Origin of the sequence: Rhizobium sp. BR 315, from assembly GCF_050577975.1 — a bacterium.
Classification (GTDB): domain Bacteria; phylum Pseudomonadota; class Alphaproteobacteria; order Rhizobiales; family Rhizobiaceae; genus Rhizobium; species Rhizobium miluonense.
The window spans coordinates 34,241-50,693 of sequence record NZ_JARWKZ010000028.1 but is presented as its reverse complement, the minus strand read 5'-3'; the positions used below and the strand labels follow the sequence as shown (position 1 = coordinate 50,693).

At 59.0% G+C, this 16,453-nt stretch carries 17 protein-coding genes and 1 pseudogene; 9 read left to right on the top strand and 9 right to left on the bottom strand.

The annotated features are described in order from the left end of the window. Positions 1–350: 350 nt before the first annotated feature. The 7 genes from QD409_RS23055 to QD409_RS23025 all read right to left on the bottom strand — a co-directional run bounded on the left by QD409_RS23055 (position 351) and on the right by QD409_RS23025 (position 7,321). Positions 351–1,415 carry an ABC transporter permease gene (locus QD409_RS23055; protein WP_430763763.1) on the bottom strand — a complete coding sequence of 355 codons (1,065 nt, stop codon included), beginning with the start codon at positions 1,413–1,415 and terminating at the stop codon, positions 351–353. Continuing rightward, the gene (locus QD409_RS23050; protein ID WP_430763762.1) at positions 1,412–2,962 is read right to left on the bottom strand and encodes a sugar ABC transporter ATP-binding protein; all 1,551 of its coding nucleotides are present in this window, start codon (positions 2,960–2,962) and stop codon (positions 1,412–1,414) included. Before QD409_RS23050 ends, QD409_RS23055 begins: the two co-directional genes overlap by 4 nt. Further along, positions 2,959–3,603 (bottom strand): DUF2291 family protein, encoded by a 645-nt coding sequence (locus QD409_RS23045; RefSeq protein WP_430763761.1) that lies wholly within the window; start codon positions 3,601–3,603, stop codon positions 2,959–2,961. The genes QD409_RS23050 and QD409_RS23045 overlap by 4 nt, the downstream gene beginning before the upstream one ends. 78 nt (positions 3,604–3,681) lie before the next feature. Further along, on the bottom strand, positions 3,682–4,623 hold the full coding sequence (locus QD409_RS23040) for a D-ribose ABC transporter substrate-binding protein (RefSeq protein ID WP_430763760.1): 942 nt from the start codon (positions 4,621–4,623) through the stop codon (positions 3,682–3,684). Between the two features lie 76 nt (positions 4,624–4,699). Next, the gene (locus QD409_RS23035) at positions 4,700–5,527 is read right to left on the bottom strand and encodes a phosphogluconate dehydrogenase C-terminal domain-containing protein (RefSeq protein WP_430763759.1); all 828 of its coding nucleotides are present in this window, start codon (positions 5,525–5,527) and stop codon (positions 4,700–4,702) included. A 233-nt stretch (positions 5,528–5,760) separates the two neighbouring features. Further along, positions 5,761–6,657 (bottom strand): MBL fold metallo-hydrolase, encoded by an 897-nt coding sequence (locus tag QD409_RS23030; RefSeq protein ID WP_430763758.1) that lies wholly within the window; start codon positions 6,655–6,657, stop codon positions 5,761–5,763. 25 nt (positions 6,658–6,682) lie between these two features. Next, positions 6,683–7,321: a DsbA family protein gene (locus QD409_RS23025; RefSeq protein WP_430763757.1), complete on the bottom strand. Its 639-nt coding sequence runs from the start codon at positions 7,319–7,321 to the stop codon at positions 6,683–6,685. A gap of 101 nt (positions 7,322–7,422) precedes the next feature. Between QD409_RS23025 and QD409_RS23020 the strand changes: the two genes are divergently transcribed. The 6 genes from QD409_RS23020 (at position 7,423) to QD409_RS22995 (ending at position 11,882) form a co-directional block, all read left to right on the top strand. Next, positions 7,423–8,337: a LysR family transcriptional regulator gene (locus QD409_RS23020; RefSeq protein ID WP_430763756.1), complete on the top strand. Its 915-nt coding sequence runs from the start codon at positions 7,423–7,425 to the stop codon at positions 8,335–8,337. 138 nt (positions 8,338–8,475) lie between these two features. Then, the gene (locus tag QD409_RS23015; RefSeq protein WP_430763755.1) at positions 8,476–8,853 is read left to right on the top strand and encodes a nuclear transport factor 2 family protein; all 378 of its coding nucleotides are present in this window, start codon (positions 8,476–8,478) and stop codon (positions 8,851–8,853) included. Positions 8,854–8,876: 23 nt separating this feature from the next. Next, complete coding sequence (locus QD409_RS23010; protein WP_430763754.1) at positions 8,877–9,752, top strand: NAD(P)H-binding protein; 876 nt, start codon at positions 8,877–8,879, stop codon at positions 9,750–9,752. Then, positions 9,749–10,681 carry an NAD(P)-dependent alcohol dehydrogenase gene (locus tag QD409_RS23005; protein ID WP_430763753.1) on the top strand — a complete coding sequence of 311 codons (933 nt, stop codon included), beginning with the start codon at positions 9,749–9,751 and terminating at the stop codon, positions 10,679–10,681. The genes QD409_RS23010 and QD409_RS23005 overlap by 4 nt, the downstream gene beginning before the upstream one ends. 61 nt (positions 10,682–10,742) lie before the next feature. Further along, complete coding sequence (locus QD409_RS23000) at positions 10,743–11,444, top strand: helix-turn-helix transcriptional regulator (protein ID WP_430763752.1); 702 nt, start codon at positions 10,743–10,745, stop codon at positions 11,442–11,444. 135 nt (positions 11,445–11,579) lie between these two features. Then, positions 11,580–11,882: a DUF1330 domain-containing protein gene (locus QD409_RS22995; RefSeq protein WP_430763751.1), complete on the top strand. Its 303-nt coding sequence runs from the start codon at positions 11,580–11,582 to the stop codon at positions 11,880–11,882. A gap of 106 nt (positions 11,883–11,988) precedes the next feature. Here the strand turns inward: QD409_RS22995 and QD409_RS22990 are convergent. Then, positions 11,989–12,231: pseudogene (locus QD409_RS22990) on the bottom strand (DoxX family protein); the annotation flags it as partial. Between the two features lie 431 nt (positions 12,232–12,662). Here QD409_RS22990 and QD409_RS22985 point away from each other — a divergent pair. Further along, positions 12,663–13,133: a hypothetical protein gene (locus tag QD409_RS22985; RefSeq protein WP_430763750.1), complete on the top strand. Its 471-nt coding sequence runs from the start codon at positions 12,663–12,665 to the stop codon at positions 13,131–13,133. A 234-nt stretch (positions 13,134–13,367) separates the two neighbouring features. Here QD409_RS22985 and QD409_RS22980 read toward each other — a convergent pair whose 3' ends face one another. Continuing rightward, positions 13,368–13,982 carry a DNA/RNA nuclease SfsA gene (locus tag QD409_RS22980; RefSeq protein WP_430763749.1) on the bottom strand — a complete coding sequence of 205 codons (615 nt, stop codon included), beginning with the start codon at positions 13,980–13,982 and terminating at the stop codon, positions 13,368–13,370. 519 nt (positions 13,983–14,501) lie between these two features. On the opposite strand from QD409_RS22980, the gene QD409_RS22975 reads away from it, so the two are divergent. Further along, on the top strand, positions 14,502–14,855 hold the full coding sequence (locus QD409_RS22975; protein WP_430763748.1) for a DUF952 domain-containing protein: 354 nt from the start codon (positions 14,502–14,504) through the stop codon (positions 14,853–14,855). Between the two features lie 723 nt (positions 14,856–15,578). After that, positions 15,579–16,448 carry a hypothetical protein gene (locus tag QD409_RS22970; protein WP_430763747.1) on the top strand — a complete coding sequence of 290 codons (870 nt, stop codon included), beginning with the start codon at positions 15,579–15,581 and terminating at the stop codon, positions 16,446–16,448. Positions 16,449–16,453 lie beyond the last annotated feature (5 nt).

Below are 16,453 nucleotides of genomic sequence, written 5' to 3'. Positions count from 1 at the left end.
GCTGCCGGGCCCGGTTAATGAAAGCGTCAGGATATTGGTCATTATGATGATCAATCACGAGTTGAAATTGAAGCTGAGTATTGGCACACGCAATCGGAACAGCGATGTATCGAAAAGAGACATTAGCGAAGCTGCGTACCAGATGAAATAGAGGGCAGGACAGTCCCATCGATCTCAGCAGTGACAGGTCCCGCGCCAAGCGCAGCTAAGTGTTCCTCGCATAGACAGTTGTGAAAAAGAGCTTAACGCCCGATGGGATCGCCGAAATTACGCAAAACAATCAAGTCGATACCACTTGAGCTTCAGCCGCATTTCTAGATCATTTCCGGTCAAGAGCACCGTTTGCATCTTCATCCCGCCTTTGCCATTTGCATGAGCGTTACGCGCTGTTGCAGACGGCGTTGCGCCTGGTCGACGACCACGGCAATGATGATGACCAGCCCTTTGATGACCATCTGCCAGAAGGATGAAACGCCCATCATGACTAGCCCATCGGACAGAATGCCTATCACGAAGGCGCCAATGATCGTGCCGCCGATCGTACCGCGTCCCCCTGACATCGAGGTGCCACCAAGGACAGCCGCGGCGATGGCGTTGAGTTCGAAGCTCTCGCCGGTCGCCGGGTGTGCGGCCATCAGTTCCGACGAAATGATGATGCCGACAATCGCCGCACATAACCCTGAGAACATATAGACGAAGATCTTCACCACATCGACGCGGATACCCGACATACGCGCCGCGCGCTCATTGCCGCCGACAGCAAAGATGTGCCGGCCGATCGGCGTCGAGCGAGAGACGTAGGTCGCGATCAGCGCGAGAAAAATGAGGATCCAGATAGAAACGGGGAGGCCGAGCAGCCTGCCGGCGCCGAAGACGTCGAAGCCGGTGGTGTCGAATTCCGGCCTGCCGACCAGGTTCGGAAAGGTTTGGCCGTCTGAAGACAATAGTGCGAGACCGCGGGCGACGTAGAGCGTCCCAAGTGTCGCGATGAACGGCGCGACGTTGAGCTTGGTGATGAGCAGCCCGTTGATAAGGCCGATCAGCAGCCCGATGGCAAGGGTGATCAGGATGATCTCGTATATGTTGAAATAGACGGTGTACCCGATCGGCAATGCGACGCCGTTGAGGATCAGGGCACCGGCTGCCATGCCGCACAGGCCGACGATGGAGCCGACGGAGAGGTCGATGCCGTCGGTGATGATGACGAAGGTCATGCCCATTGCCAGGAAGGCGTTGAGCGCGACGTGCTTCGACATCAGAATCATGTTGGCCGTCGAAGTGAAATTCGGCGCGAAGATGGCGAAGAAGATGATGACCGCAAAGAGCGCGATGAAAGTTCTGAGTTTCATCAGCGTCAGGAGTGCAGAGCCATTCGACCGCTTGGCCGCAAAAGAAGTGGAGGTATCTGCCGTCATGACGCGAGTTCCCTTGTATGTCCGTGTCCCTTGGCCGAAGCGGCGATGATGGCTTCTTCCGTTGCTGCGTCTCTTTCGAAGACTGCGACCAGCTTGCCGTTGCTTAAGACGGCGATGCGGTCAGAAAGTGCCATGACCTCTTCTAGGTCCGATGTCGAAAACAGGATTGCCAAGCCCTTGCCGGCAAGCCTGCGCATGGTGCGAAAGACATCGGCCTTGGCGCCGACGTCGATACCCCGGCTCGGCTCGTCCATCAGAAGAACCTTGGGGTCGGTCATCAGCGCCTTGCCGATGACGACCTTCTGCTGGTTGCCGCCGGACATGGATGTTACCTCGAAATCAGGATTGGGCGCCTTGATCGAGAGATCGCGGATCATGTGATGCGTGGCCTGCTTTTCGGCGGCGGCATCGATGTGAAAGAAACGGGTGAAGCGTCCGAGGCTTGCCAGCGTCAGATTGCCGGCGATCGACAGCACCTGCACCAGCCCCTCGCGCTGCCGGTCCTCCGGTATCAGCGCCAGGCCGCGCCGGATGCGGCGGGTGGTGTCGCGTTCGCGAACCTCGACGCCATTAATGAAGATCTTGCCAGTCGAATGCATGTGCCGGCCCATGACGCATTCGAAGAACTCGCTGCGGCCCGCGCCCATCAATCCGTAGATGCCGAGGATTTCGCCGGCGCGAACGGACAGCGAGATGTGGTCCACGGCAAGGCCGCCCGTCGAGCGCGGCAGGCTGATTTCTTCGGTGCGGAAGGCTTCCTTGCCGATCGCATGCCCGCCGTCCTTGGCAAAGTCCTTGGCGTCCGATCCGATCATCGACCGGACGATCCACTTCGTGTCGATATTGCGGACCATCGCCTGGCCGGTGATCTGACCGTCGCGCAGCACGGTGATGTAATCGCCGATCCGCATGAGTTCTTCCAGCCGGTGGGAGATATAGACGATGGCCACACCTTGCGCCTTGAGCTCGGCGATCACCTTGAAGAGGATGTCAACTTCCGCTGCAGACAGCGCCGATGTCGGCTCGTCCATGATCAGGATGCGGGCGTTGAGCGAGATCGCCTTGGCGATTTCGACAAGCTGCTGCTGCCCGATCGGCAGGTCCTCGATCATGGTCTCGGCATTGATGCCCGCGTCCAATCTTTTCAGGAACTCATTGGCCTTGGCAATCTGCGCCTTGTGGTCGATGCCGAAGATGCCGCGCGTAATCTCGCGCGTCGCAAAAATATTTTCGGCCACCGACATGTTGGCGAAGAGATTGAGTTCCTGGAAGATCATGCCGATACCGCGCGCTTGGGCGTCGGCCGGACTGTCAAAATGAACGGCTTCGCCTTCGAGGAATATACGGCCGACGGTCGGTCGCTCGACGCCCGCGATGATTTTCATCAGCGTCGATTTGCCGGCGCCATTCTCACCAACCAGCACATTGACCGCGCCACGCCGCAGCTCGAGATTGGCGCGCTTGACCGCGACAATGCCCGAATAGACCTTTGATACGTCTTCCAGGCGAAGGATGATGTCGTCCTTTGTCGGATCGCTCATGGTCATCGCCCCACCGCCAGTGCCGAAGGGGTGATCAGGGGAAGCTGACCGGATGAGGGCAGCGGAAATGCGCCGGTTACCGTGATCGTCTTGCCCATGAGCCCGTCGCGCGGCAGGGCTGTGAGGAAGGAGGTATTTGCCTTCTCGTTGAACGCTTTGCCGAATTGTGCCCATTCGATCTGGTTTCTGAATTCATTGAAATCGAGGAAGTCCAGCGCATCGCGCAACGCAGTGCCCCGAATTGCCGGGCCGATCTGCACCTTCGCATCCGCCTTGCCGTCGCCATCCACGTCGACGTCGAGAGTTCTTGCGCGAGAGCTAGTATCCGCGGCGACGATCTTGCCGCTGAGCTTAACCGCATAGGTCCAGGGCGATGCGCTTTGCTTGCGCGGATTTCCGTATTTTGCACCGGCCTCATCCGGGTTCGACGCGACTGCCTGCTGCACCGTCTTGAAGTCGCCCGCGCGCTTCTCAAGATCGGGAATCACTTGCGGCTGCCAGATTGCCTCGACCTTGGCCGCAGGATCGAAGGCGGTCCTTGCCGCTTCCGCCGCCTTTTCCTCAGGTGTCGGCGTTTTGATGATCTTGCAGCCAGGCAGCGCTGCGACCAGCATGACGGCCACGGCCGCGCCTCTGATCTTCAACATGCAATGCACCTCTATCTCATAGGAAACATGTTCGGAGAGCGTGAGGTTTCCACGCTCTCCGTGGTGCTCGGCCCGCCATCAGTTCTTCAGCGCGAAGGTCTCAAGCTTGTCGGCATTGTCAGCATTGATGAGGACGCAATCCATCAATTGCTTCTCGTCCTTCGGCACCGTCTTGTTCTTGATATAGGCGTCGGCCTGTTGGACCGCGATCTGAGCCTGGGCGTAGGCCGGCTGCATCACGGTCGCCTTGATGCCCCTGGCCTTGATCGAGTCGCGCACGTCGTTGGAGCCGTCGAAGCCGACGACGATGACGTCCTTGCGTCCGGCAGCCTGAAGGGCAGCGATCGCGCCCATTGCCATGGTGTCGTTGCCCGAGATCACGCCCTTGATGTCAGGGTTCGCCTGCAGGATGGTCTCCATCTTGGCGTAGGCTTCGGTCTGGCTCCAGTTCGCCGATTGCTTGGCGACAAGCTTCAGGTCCGGATAGTCGTTGATGACGTCGTGATAGCCCTGCGAACGGATGCCGGCATTGGTGTCGGCTTCGCGGCCGACGAGTTCGGCATAATTACCTTTCTCGCCCATCAGCTTGACGAACTCCTGCGCGCCGAGCTGTGCGCCCTGGTAGTTGTTGGATACGATCTGTGCGACGGCGATGCCGGTCACATTGATTTCGCGGTCGATCAGGAAGGAGGGGATGCCGGCATCCTTGGCCTTCTTGATGGCGGCAACCGTCGCATCGGCGCCGGCATTGTCGAGAACGATCGCCTTGGCGCCGCGGCCAATCGCCGTGTCAATCACTTCGGACTGCTTGTTCGCGTCGTCGTCATGCGACATGACAAGCGTATCGTAACCCAGCTCTTTCGCTTTGGCTTCGGCACCGACCGCTTCGGCCTTGAAGAACGGGTTGTCATGAGCTGGTGTGATGATGGCAATCAGATCTGCCGAGAAGGCAGGCATAGCAGTGCCCAATGCCAGAACACCGGCAAGGGCGGCAAGAGTCAATTTGCGTGTCAGTTTCATGGTTTCCTCCCAGTTATGAAACAGGCCCTGTTCCCAGCAGGGCAGAAAGGGGAGGAGAGCCCTCCCCAGGATCTCCTCAGGTGATGCGCTGGATGCTTGCGGCGATCTCCTGCGGATCGAACACCTTCTTCCAGTCGTCGCGCATCAAAGCGGGGATGCCGAACTCGATGGCCTTGTTGCAGGCATCGGAGAACACGCCATCGACTTCTCCGAAGATGACGGCGCCGAGAACGTTCATGTGGCCGAGCAGGAAATCGCGGGCAGCGTCTTTGGGCACGCCACGTGCCACGCACTCGTCCATTGCCTGGCGCATGACGACGAGCAGTGAAGCGCACACCGTCTCGGAAAGCCCTGGCTCCAACATGGCCAGCTGATCGACGGTCACCCGATGCGAACGCATGACCGGCGCCCAGATGACCTTGGCGATCTCTTCTCCGAGTTCGTAGGCGCTTTCAGGTCCCTGCATCAGCGCCGAGACGATGTGCTGCTTGGCAAAGAGGCCACCGAAATGGTCTTTCTTGGCCTGCATCTCGGTCTCGTCGTTGAAGATCGGCGGGTGGCAGGGATGGGTGACGAAATAGGTAAGATCGTCGCGCTTGGGCAAGTGACCGGCAAAAGGAGCAGCAGCGTCGAGAGCGACGACCATCGTGCCGGGCTTGAGCTTGTCGACAATGCCGGCAGCAACCTTGCCGATGGCGGTATCCGGTACGGCAAGGATGACCACATCGGCGCCGTCGAGCGACGCATCCGTCGGCACGCAATCGATGGCAAGGTCATTTTTCAATCTGGCCTTACCGGCCGCGCCGACCTCGACATGGCGCACATCGAAGCGCGAGCCTTTGAAGTTCTTGGCAAGACGATAGCCCATTTTGCCGCCGGCGCCGAAGAGAGCAATTGCAGTCATGTCTTCCTCGATCCTGTCCACTTAGCGGATTGGAACACATGCTGGTATGATGAGTCAATGACTATGTCATCTGATCTCCAAAGGTCACAGCCGGTGGGGCAAGGTGGTCCTGATCCGTTGCGGATCGATCTCGTCCATACGATCTACAGTCGGCGGCCTTGTAAATGCGGTGTCCGGAATTGCCCGACACCGCGAGAATTGGATATTGTATGCTTACTGCTCAAAGAGCAGGTCTAACCCCACTTCATCTCACCCTTTGCGACCTTGGCTCCGAGTTCGAGGGAGCCGACGTCGGCGAGATTGGGATATCGCTTGGTCATCGCCGCAATCAGCGCCGCGCTGTCCTTGGCTTTCTGTTCCTCTTCATGGAAAGCGACAAGGTAGTCACGCGTAAACTTGACGGCATCGAGACCCTGTAGCGCGCCTTCGGTCTGATGGGCTGGGACGACGATCTTCGGCTTGCGGGCCGCCAGTTCGTCGAGCGCCTTGATCCATGCCTGTCGCTTTTCAGGGGTGGCCTCATCGGCGACCCAGACATGAATCCCGGAAGACACCAGCACGCCCCCGAAGACCGCCTTGAGTGACGGTACCCAAAGGTAGCGGCGATCATGCATGTCTGGAACTTCGACGATTTCGATCTTCTCGCCGTCGAGCTCGAGTGCCTTCAGATCCGATGCTGTCGGAATGACGACGTCGGCAAGCTTCTTTGGCCCGTTCTCCTTCAGTTGCGGTCCCCAGGTGGCAAGCTTGCCTTCGATATTGGCATGGATGGCCGCAACGGTGACAGGCTTGGCGATGACCTTGGCATCGGGGAAGGATTCGACGATCGGACCAAGGCTGAAATAGTAGTCGGGATCGTTGCAGCTTACATAGATGGTGCTCAGATGCTTGCCGGTCGACTTGATGGCGTCCGCGACGGCGCGTCCATCGGAAAGGGTGAAGCCGCCGTCGATGAGGATTGCCTCTTTCTTGCCGGTGAGCAGCACGGGTGTGCGGCGGAATCCTGCCTCTGGCGCCTGGAAGAATTGCCAGTTGAGCTTCGAGCCTGCTGCCCTGGAGGCGGTCAGGGGAAGAATTGAGATGGCGCTGGCGACCAGGGAAAATTTCAATGCATCGCGTCTGGTAAACATGCTGGTTCCTTTGTGGTTTGCAGGATTATGCAGCTTTCAGATGCGCTATGAGGTTGTCATAGCTGCTGAAGAGAGCGCTCGCGTCCAGAAGGCGCTGACGCCCGTTTCTTTCGATCACCAGGGCTGGAACGCCATTCGCACCATGTCGGCGGAACAGATCCTGGCCCTGCGCGACGAGCTGCCGATTGGCGGCAAGCAATTCGTCGGAGCCTTCCATCAACAAGCCTGCTGCCTCCACGAGCCCTCCGGAAGAGAGCACGTCGGCGAGGACAGGCACGCTAGTGATGTCCAGCCCTGTCGCATATCGGGCGTTCTGGATGAGGCGTAGTGCATCGAAGCGCTTGCGATGATCCGAATGGCCCGCTGCCGTGATGGCAAGAGTGGCGGCGCCAGAGTCGAACAGCGAGCCCGGCTTGTTCAAGACCTTGGAGCGGTAGTCCTCGGAGAATGGCTGACCGCTCAGACGTTCGATGCGCTGATCGTTCGACCAGGCATAGGCCGCGAAGGACGCATCCATCTCGCGCGCGCCGGATCCGGAAAACAGACCCGTCGGAAGGAGGCGGACGTCGATGCCCGCCGACAGCAGACGCTCGATCATCGGGCTTGCGCCATAGCACCAGCCGCACAAGGGGTCGAAGAGGTAGGTGGCCGACAATTCCTGCATGGATCATGTCCTCTGTTTGCGAGGCCGGATCATCTCAGCTCTTGCTGCGTAAAGAAATATCGGTCAATCATACAGACTGTATGAATTAATTAGACAATCACATGAGCGAGCTCCTCAATCTCAACAGGCTGGTTTTCTTCACCTCCGTCGTCGAGACCGGGTCGTTCACCGCCGCGGGCGAACGGCTTGGCGTCGCCAAGGCCGTAGTCAGCCATCAGGTGGCGCGCCTGGAGGAGGAACTCGGCGTTTCGTTGCTAATGCGGACGACACGGCGGCTGCATGCGACAGAAGAGGGGCGGGTGTTCTACGACCGCTGCGTGATCATCCTGCGGGAAGCGGAAGCCGCCTATGGAGAAATGTCCGTTCACGCGAACGAACCGAACGGCACGCTGACGCTGACCGCGCCGTTGGACTACGGCGCCGCGGTCGTTGCGTCGGTCGTCGCCGCCTACAAGGAGCGCTTCCCGCAAATGCGCGTGGACCTCATTTTCGATGACAGCGTCATCGATCTCGCCGGCGGCCAACTGGATCTCGCGATCCGTGTCGGCTGGCTGACCGATATGAGCAACAAGGCCCGTCGTCTGGGCACATTCCAGCAATACCTGGTGGCGACGCCGAAGCTGGCCGCAAGCTTCCCCAAAGCGATGGAGCCCTCCGATGTGTCGGCACTGCCCTGGATCGAGAACGCCATCTTACGGCAGCCGCTGCGCTGGGTGTTTTCTCAGGAAGGGCGCAAATCCGAGATCGTCGAGATGCATTCCGCGGTACGGACGGACAAGACGCCGTCTGCCTATGCCTGTGTGAAGGCCGGCATGGGCGTTTCGGTCTTTCCGGATTACATGGTCGTCGACGACATCGCGGCCGGGCGTCTGCAGCGGTTGGTTCCAGAGTGGGCATTACCTGCCGGCGGTATCCATGCGGTGCTTCCGATGGCCCGCTTTCGTCCAGCCAAGGTGAGGCGGTTCATCGAGATGATACAGGCCGCCGAACGACGAAGGGGCGCGGCTTCTAAATAAGCCCGCGCTGGCACATCATCGACTCTGGGTGTATATTAACATCTAATGCAACTGATGAACGCAGCCTACTGACATCCTATGTCACTAGGTCAGTCTATAACCGTTTCAGCCACAGATCATCAGGAAAGGAATAAGACCATGGCTGAACAGAACGCTACCGCCGCCAGGATCGCCCGCGCCTACGGCGAGGCAATGTCCAACAAGGACGTCGACGCCATCATGAAGCTTGCTGCAGACGACGTCGTCTGCATCTCGCCAATCGGCAAGACCACCGGTGCGGCCGCCTTCCACGGTTTTCAGGAAGGATTCGCGCGCATGATCAAGAAGCTCGACATCCGCGCTGCGTTCGGTGACGAAACGCAGGCCGTGCTCGTCTATGCCGTGGAAACCCACCCGGTTCCCCATTCGCTCGTCGCCGAGCTCATCCAGGTCAAGGATGGCAAGATCGCCTCCACGGAAGTGATCTACGACGCGACGCCCTATGCGGCCTACATGTCTACGGTTCAGCCTCATTGAGCCGATAGTCGGGAGTATTCGACATGATCATCATCACTGCAGCAACGGGCCGCTACGGGCGGCTCGTCGTTGAGGCTTTGCTGCGCCGCGGCGTCGCTGCCAGCGACGTCGTCGCCGCTGTCCGCGATCCCGCCAAGGCGGCCGATCTGGCGGCTCTGGGCGTTCAGGTGCGCGAGGCCGACTACGATCGTCCGGAAACGCTGGTCACCGCATTCGCAGGTGCCGACAAGCTTCTCCTTGTCCCGTCGGCGACGTTTGGGCAGCGTTTCGTCCAGATGGAGCGCGCAATCAATGCCGCCGTCGAAGCGGGCGTATCCGTCATTGCATATGCGGGCTTCATCAACGGCGATACCAGCACCCTGCGTCTGGGCGACGAGCACAAGCAGACAGAAGACCTTCTTCGCGGGACGGGCGTGCGTCACGTCCTCCTGCGCAACGGCCCCTATATCGAAGTCTATGCCGGAGATCTCGGCAACATCGAATATGCCTTGGCGACCGGCAGGCTGCTTGGCTCCGCCGCCTTCGGACAGTTGTCTGGTGCGAGCCGCAGCGATCTGGCGGAAGCGGCCGCGGCGGTTCTCTCCGGTCCGGTCGGCAACGACGTCGTCTACGAACTCGGTGGCGCCGCGTTCACCATGGAGGACATCGCCAACGCCATGCAGACCCTGACAGGCAAGCCGCTGCTCTACGTGGACATGCCCGTCGATCAGTACAGTGAAGCCCTTGCCGCCGGAGGCGTGCCGGCCTTGTTTGCCGACGTCATTGCCGACACCAGTTTTGCTACCCAGCGTGGCGACCGGTATACAGAGAGTACCGATCTGCGACGCCTTCTTGGGCGACCGAGCACGCCACTGATCGAGGTCGTCGAGTCAACCCTAAAGAGAAATGGCCTGCTATGAAACGGATCCAGTATTACCAGTACGGCGGACCCGAGCAGATGAAGCTCGAGGAGTTCACCCTTCGGCCTCTCGGCAAGGGAGAGGTGGCTGTGAAGGTCAATTTTGCCTCCATTAATCCGATCGATTGGAAGGTGCGCAGCGGTTATCTGAAGATGATGACGGGGAAGAAGTTCCCACGCGCCATGGGTAGCGATATCTCAGGCGTAGTCACGGCGGTCGGGCCAGGCGTTACCCGCTTCAAGCGCGGGGATGAGGTCTTCGGTTCCGTCAAGATCCAGGATGGCGGCGCACTCGGCGAGGTGGCCATCGCTCCGGAGACGTTCCTGGCCAGGAAGCCGGACTCCCTTTCCTTCGAGGAAGCTGCCTGCCTCGGCACGCCGGGCACCACCGCCTGGAACGGGCTCGTCGACAAGGCGTCGCGCCTGGCCGGCAAGCGGGTGTTCGTCAATGGCTGCGCCGGCGCGGTCGGCGAGGCGGCCGTCCAGTTGGCGCTGATGTTCGGCGCGACGGTCGCTGGAAGCTGCAGTGCGAGCTCGATGGCACGCATGAGCGAGCAGGGTGTGAAGCCCCTGTTCGATTACCGCACCACCGACTTGTCGAACATCAGCGAGCGCTTTGACGTCGTCTACGATACGGCCGGAACAATGAACACCGACGGCGCCTTCGGGCTCCTGCGGCCGGGCGGCGTGTTCCTCGATATCAATCCGACTCCGGGCAAGTTCATTCGTGCAATCTTCAGCCGGAAGCTCAAACCGATTGTCTGCACGGCGCGTGCCGACGTGCTCGATGGGATTGCCAGTGCGGCCGCCAAGGGAAAGCTTAAGCTTCCGATCGGCGAGATCGTGCCGTTGAGCGATGCAGTCCGCGCCATCACGGCGTTGGAGAGTGGCCGCAAGGCGAACGGAAAGGTCGTCGTCCGCATGGATTAGGACTGGTCGTGCTCCAGTCCTGCCGCAGGGGCTGGAGCACGATTTGTCGAAGGATAGTATCATGTCCCAAAGCCAGCGATTGTTCGACATTCTTCAGATCCTCCGGCGCCACCGACAGGCGGTTTCGGGGGCCTATCTGGCACAGCAGACGGGTGTCTCGCTGCGGACGATCTATCGCGACATCATCCTTCTGCAGTCCATGGGTGCGGAGGTCGAAGGCGAACCCGGCTTCGGCTATGTGCTCAGGCCAGGATTCATGTTGCCGCCGCTGATGTTCTCCGAGGAAGAGATCAAGGCGATCGCGCTTGGCGTCCAATGGGTGAGCCGCCAGACAGACGAGGAACTCTCGTCAGCCGCCCAGGATGCGCTTGCCAAGATCGAGGCCGTGCTTCCCTCGGAATTGCGCCATAAGCTCAATGACACCGATTTCCATGTGTCCTATCCGTCGCAGAGGAACGAGGCGATCGACCTCAAGATCCTGCGCAAGGCCATGCAGCAGCAAATGAAGCTGCGCATCTCCTATAGGGATGGCAAAGGTGAGGATACAGAGCGGGTCATCTGGCCGATCGGCATCGCCTTTGCGGAAACGATGCAGGTCATAGCCGCCTGGTGCGAACTGCGGCAGGATTTCCGGGCGTTCCGCACCGATCGCATCCAGCAGGCGGAACTGCTGGCGGATCGCTATCCCGGCCAGCGCCGCGAGCTCTACAAGCAATGGCGCGCGCAGGTCGCCGAGGAGCGGGCGAGGGCAGCGACCTCCTAGGGGTAGCGGACTTAGGACCGAACAACGCTCTCATGCTGACATTTCTTGTCAAAAGGCCGGGATAGGCTTGCCGGCGGCGTCGCCTGCCAGTCGGCGTGGCGAGACGCGACAACGGGATTGGACGAGCAGGGAAATATGGTCGCCTACTACATGATGTGGAATCGTGACATCACGAATCCTGAAGCTCTCAAACACTACTCGGATCAGGCCGCGGCTTCTGTCGAGTTTTACGGCGGCAGGTTCGCATCTCTCTGCGGAAAGCTCGAGAGCGCGGACGGCGCTGATCTCGATCATCAGGTCATCGCCATCGAGTTTCCGTCCATGACCATCGCTCGGGAATGGTACGCATCCTCGCGGTACGAAACTGCCCGAAGTCTTGCCTCGATGCTGCGGGGCTTCAGTTCGATGTTTCTGGACAGCGTCAGCGAAGTCGGATGAATCCGGATTTAACCGTGATGGTTTCGGAGAAATGAAACTCGAAGCGGCCTTTTGAGCCGCCTCGAGTTGTCCAGGCAACCGAGGCGACCGGTGGCGATCTATATCGTCATCTGGCCTGAATGGGCGCCTTTTTCCATCGACCCCAGGCAACGGCGATGCAAAGCGCAAGGACGAGGAAGTTGATCGGCGTGACGAATGCTTCGCCCCGCGAGAAATGGAAGGTGATCGCGCATAGCTGGAGCGAGATGCATCCGACGGCCGCAAGCACCGTAACTCTGGGCCGGAGGCGCGTGAGAGACGGCAGCAGTACGCCGATTCCGCCGGCGAGGTCGATCCACGCAGTGGTGCGCGCGAGCCAGGGATATTAACCGGGCCAGATCCGAATGCGTTTCAAGACACCATGCTTCATTCCCAAAGTCTTTTTCCTCGCCCGCCCAATTGGTTTGGCTGCCTGAAAAACAAATTCAATCCGATCTACTATGAAAATGGGTCCGCCACAGGTTTCGTGAGGAAAAAAGGATGGCTGCGATCCAACGATAAATATAGTCCCGCGAGGGCTCGAAGAATCGCGACCCTTTCCGGCCTGCCTGGCAATCCATTCCAATGATGGACTGCCAATCGCGGTTTTCCTCTTGCTAATCCAGGCTGCACCCCGCGTTTCACAACGTTCAATCGGTGTAGGCGCACCCACCGTTGCGGCGCAATTAGGGGGCCGCATTGGCTCTTGCTTCGAACCTGCAGCGAGACATACTTGAGCTGATACAGATTGGAGCCGGACCAATGTTGGAAAACGTCGATGCCCTTGCAGGATTCCTGAAGTATGGCCCCCTCGGCCTGGCTGGTCTAATGCTGGTCCTCGCCGTGTTTATTATCACCCAGAGGCTGGATGACCGGCGCGAGCGGCTGATCAAGCTTGTATTGGCCACGGGCACGATCTGCTTCGTCATTTCCAGCGCAATCGCGTTCATGCAAGGCAGGGCCGACGGTGAGAAGGATCTGGAAATCAAAACTCTGGAGGCGCGCACCACGCAGCAGACGCAGGCAATGGCTGGGGTCGATCAGTTTGTCGTGCACGCCATCAGCGAGCTCGGGCAACTGAACAAATTGACGGGCGATACCCTAGCTTGCCCTGGCGGCGCACATGGACAGCCGATCCCCCACGGGAGTGAAATGACAAGACTGGGAGCTTCAATCTTGAGCGACCTGTCCAGCATCAAACAATCCGATTCCGTTGGGTCGGCGCAGAAGTGATTGCCGTTGCGCGCGGCCGCCACATGTTGGCGCGTCGAACGTATTCTTCCTTTGGGATAGCCTAGCTCATGCAACACGCCTGACGGCCGCCGGTCACGAAAAGTCGGCAGTGATCTCGAAGCGCCGACTGAGCCGAACGCCGGATAGCGAAATCTCGAAATTGACCTGCCAGATCTCGACGCCACGAGCAACGGAGTCCGCTACGACTCCGCGCACTGTGCCACTGCTTTTGGTCTACGCCGGCCGAGTAAATCTCGGATTGTCGTAGATGAAACATACCAGCAGAATGGCTTTGTTGTCTGGGCCAAGGCTGTCCGACAGCTCGCCGATATGGCGGACGAAGCGGTTCGGGCCGGTGGGCTCCGGCGCCTTCTTCTTCACGATGTGCGAACCCGCCGGAAGCTGGATGTCGCTGAGCGGCGTCTTCACTTCGATGTAGGTGCCGCCGATCCTGAAATCGAGCTTGGAGTTGCCGAGAACCTGCTCTCGCAGGATCGTGTCGCCTCTGTCGACGACGTCTGCAAACAGTCCGCTGCGGAAGGCGTTCTCCACATAACGGTTGACGAGGTTCTGGTTGATCCCGACCCAAGTCTTGTTTTCGGCGCTGGGTGCATCGAGCGAGATCGCTTCGACGGTGTATGGAGTCTTGCGCCCAGCGCCTTGGCTCTTCGACAACGGACAGGGAATGGCGTTGAACACGATGTTTCCGATACTTCCCGTCACGGGGCAATGGCACTCGTAGGCGACGTCGTCGATCTCGACGACAAAGATGAAGCGGTTCTTTCGCTTGACGATGAGTCCTTCGACCAACTCGGGTGAAAACGCGTAAACTTGCTTCTCGACTTCCATGCGCCTGCTTTCGACTTCCTGCCGTGGCTGAGTTGCGGCAACGGCGTTGTTTTCGGAAGTCTCTCCCACATGCCCGTGACATGCAATGTCAGCATGACGCGTAAGGCAGGCTTACTGACACGTCATGTCACCAGTATCTGTTACAAAGTGATCGATCTGCTGGTGCCTCGGTTTGAAGCCACCTCTAATTGACGATCATTGGGAGGCGCCGGGAAACGGAGAGTATGTATTCGAAAACCATCTGCTCAGTGTCAGAAGTTCAACGATATCGTATGGAACTACCTGCAGCTCAGCGCCAACAAAGATTGAGCGTCGCCTCTTGGGGGAAACTTCGAAGCGACGGGCGGCAGGCTGAAAGTGCTCTTCGTGTGCATGTAACTCTCTCAGGCGGCGGAACAGACAACTGCGGAGCTGACGTGCTTGATAGGTAAAGCTATGGTCCTATGGTCCAGCGGTGTCGTTGCCGGTTGTTTGACGTTCTATTATCCGAAGAAAGCGTAGTAAATCGATGAGGCTGCTATGAAGTTTGTTTACAAAATCATCCCCAAAAGCGCTTGGAAGGAGGCTGAAGCGCAAAAGGAGTTTAAAGGTTTCGGTATCGATCTAAATGATCCATTCATCCATCTTTCGGATGGAACTCAAGTCGCGAGCACCCTCGAAAAGTTCTTTAAATCTCAGAATGATTTAGTTCTGGTCGAAATAGACCAGGAATCGCTCGGCGATTCACTTGTCTGGGAACAGTCTGACGGTGATGATCTATTCCCTCATCTTTATTGCGGCTTGCCACTTTCGTCAGTTACCAATGTTTACCAAATCGCACTCGCGGCGGATGGGAAGCATATTCTTCCGTCCCATTTAGGTAAGGTAGGGTGAGGATTTGAAATCGGCGGGATCAGGCGCTCAAGTGCGGTCTGGACAGCGTACGTCCTTCTCGTCCCTTTGATGTTGGAATTTCGCCGTCACCCTTTGCTGCAGCTACCAATTGCTCGGACAGCCATCCACCGGTTGGACCGAGCGGTTGATCAAAACGCCTGATCCACGCAATCGGTAAGCCTCGGCCGCCTTGGCAATAAGCGGCAGTTGGGAAACCAGATCCTCCGGCATGCGGGGCCGATGCATCTTGTAGTCCGGGTCGATCTCTCTCTTGGCCGCGCTCCTACCTGACGCCCGCCCGCCTCTCTTGGGCACCCGAGGAGCAAACCCCTGTCGACAATGGGTACAGGGTCCGCGGCTTCTTCGCACCTGAAGAGCAAGCCTTTATTCTAACCGACATGCGGATTTAGCCCGGCGCTTGTTTTTTGGCCGGCTTCCGGCCGCTCGGAAGGTCTCATTGCGTCACAGGCCGGGCCAGGCCTTGCTAAGGTAGTATGTCGCCCCGTGCAGCAAATGACCCCGTATAGCGTCTGGCGGTGCCATTGCGACGCCAATAGGTGAAGTTTTCTCGTTCACTATTGTTGAACAGTTTGTCACGCCACGTTTCATGGTTGATCACGGATTCGTGTTGTTGGGTCACAAATAGTACACTTGTTAATTAAATCGGCGAGCTATAGCGTTCCGCCCTGCAATCTTGAGCCGGCTCTCGGGGGAATTTCATTCATGATGCAGCAGCTTCTGGTGACGACTGTTGGCGTGCCGTTTCTTCTTGGCGTGTTTGTCGCATTGGCCTCGGTCGTACTTCCAGCCAGACGCGGGCTGATTATCGCCCTGCTGGTTCCGCTGGCTGCTGTTGTCATCCATCTGATGCTCGAAGGCATGCCAGCGCTCCCTCCCGTCGCAGCAAAGCAGAAGCTTCCGATTATTCTGTTCTTCGGCGCAGGAATCTTCGCGATCCTAGCACTTTTGCGCAGACCACTGCCGGTGGCTGTCAGTACGGTACTGGCTGCCATTGCGCTTACCCTGTCGGGGTGGTTGCTGGGCAAGAACGTGCTGCTTGCCAATCCCACAAAATCCGTCGTCGTTCTCGCCGTCCTCCTGGTGGCGACGGCAGCGATTGCTCCCGCTGTCGCGACGCGACCTAGCGGTCGCCGCGGAGAGCAGTCGGCACTGGCAACGGCGCTGCTCGGCGTCTCCATCGCCTCTGCGCTTTCGGCGGCCTTTGGAGCCTTCGTCGGCATGGCGCAAATTAACGGGGCGCTCGCAGCGCTTACCGGCGGCTGGTTGCTGGTGAACTATATCCGCTATCTTATGGGCGATGAGGACTCCCTCGCTCTGCGGGGCTTCGAGGGGCTTGCGTTTGCCTGTGTAGTCGCGGTGCATTTGATCATGACGGCTCTCTTCGCGCCAAAGGCGGCGCCAGCCGCGATCGTATGCGCGGTTTTGCCTCTTGCTGTTGCCGCTATCATTCTGGTCAGCGGTGTCACCTTTCATCGCCTTCCACGGTTCCTTCGGCCCGTCGCCGCCGGTCTTGCAACTGCGGTTCCCGCCGCCATCGCCATCGCCATTGCCGCCGTCCTTTTCCAGGGATGAGCTTT

What these genes read in the sequence shown, in the direction of transcription:
- QD409_RS23055 (WP_430763763.1), bottom strand. Translation starts at nt 1,415, where the DNA reads ATGACGGCAGATACCTCCACTTCTTTTGCGGCCAAGCGGTCGAATGGC.
- QD409_RS23050 (WP_430763762.1), bottom strand. Translation starts at nt 2,962, where the DNA reads ATGACCATGAGCGATCCGACAAAGGACGACATCATCCTTCGCCTGGAA.
- QD409_RS23045 (WP_430763761.1), bottom strand. Translation starts at nt 3,603, where the DNA reads ATGTTGAAGATCAGAGGCGCGGCCGTGGCCGTCATGCTGGTCGCAGCG.
- QD409_RS23040 (WP_430763760.1), bottom strand. Translation starts at nt 4,623, where the DNA reads ATGAAACTGACACGCAAATTGACTCTTGCCGCCCTTGCCGGTGTTCTG.
- QD409_RS23035 (WP_430763759.1), bottom strand. Translation starts at nt 5,527, where the DNA reads ATGACTGCAATTGCTCTCTTCGGCGCCGGCGGCAAAATGGGCTATCGT.
- QD409_RS23030 (WP_430763758.1), bottom strand. Translation starts at nt 6,657, where the DNA reads ATGTTTACCAGACGCGATGCATTGAAATTTTCCCTGGTCGCCAGCGCC.
- QD409_RS23025 (WP_430763757.1), bottom strand. Translation starts at nt 7,321, where the DNA reads ATGCAGGAATTGTCGGCCACCTACCTCTTCGACCCCTTGTGCGGCTGG.
- QD409_RS23020 (WP_430763756.1), top strand. Translation starts at nt 7,423, where the DNA reads ATGAGCGAGCTCCTCAATCTCAACAGGCTGGTTTTCTTCACCTCCGTC.
- QD409_RS23015 (WP_430763755.1), top strand. Translation starts at nt 8,476, where the DNA reads ATGGCTGAACAGAACGCTACCGCCGCCAGGATCGCCCGCGCCTACGGC.
- QD409_RS23010 (WP_430763754.1), top strand. Translation starts at nt 8,877, where the DNA reads ATGATCATCATCACTGCAGCAACGGGCCGCTACGGGCGGCTCGTCGTT.
- QD409_RS23005 (WP_430763753.1), top strand. Translation starts at nt 9,749, where the DNA reads ATGAAACGGATCCAGTATTACCAGTACGGCGGACCCGAGCAGATGAAG.
- QD409_RS23000 (WP_430763752.1), top strand. Translation starts at nt 10,743, where the DNA reads ATGTCCCAAAGCCAGCGATTGTTCGACATTCTTCAGATCCTCCGGCGC.
- QD409_RS22995 (WP_430763751.1), top strand. Translation starts at nt 11,580, where the DNA reads ATGGTCGCCTACTACATGATGTGGAATCGTGACATCACGAATCCTGAA.
- QD409_RS22985 (WP_430763750.1), top strand. Translation starts at nt 12,663, where the DNA reads ATGTTGGAAAACGTCGATGCCCTTGCAGGATTCCTGAAGTATGGCCCC.
- QD409_RS22980 (WP_430763749.1), bottom strand. Translation starts at nt 13,982, where the DNA reads ATGGAAGTCGAGAAGCAAGTTTACGCGTTTTCACCCGAGTTGGTCGAA.
- QD409_RS22975 (WP_430763748.1), top strand. Translation starts at nt 14,502, where the DNA reads ATGAAGTTTGTTTACAAAATCATCCCCAAAAGCGCTTGGAAGGAGGCT.
- QD409_RS22970 (WP_430763747.1), top strand. Translation starts at nt 15,579, where the DNA reads ATGATGCAGCAGCTTCTGGTGACGACTGTTGGCGTGCCGTTTCTTCTT.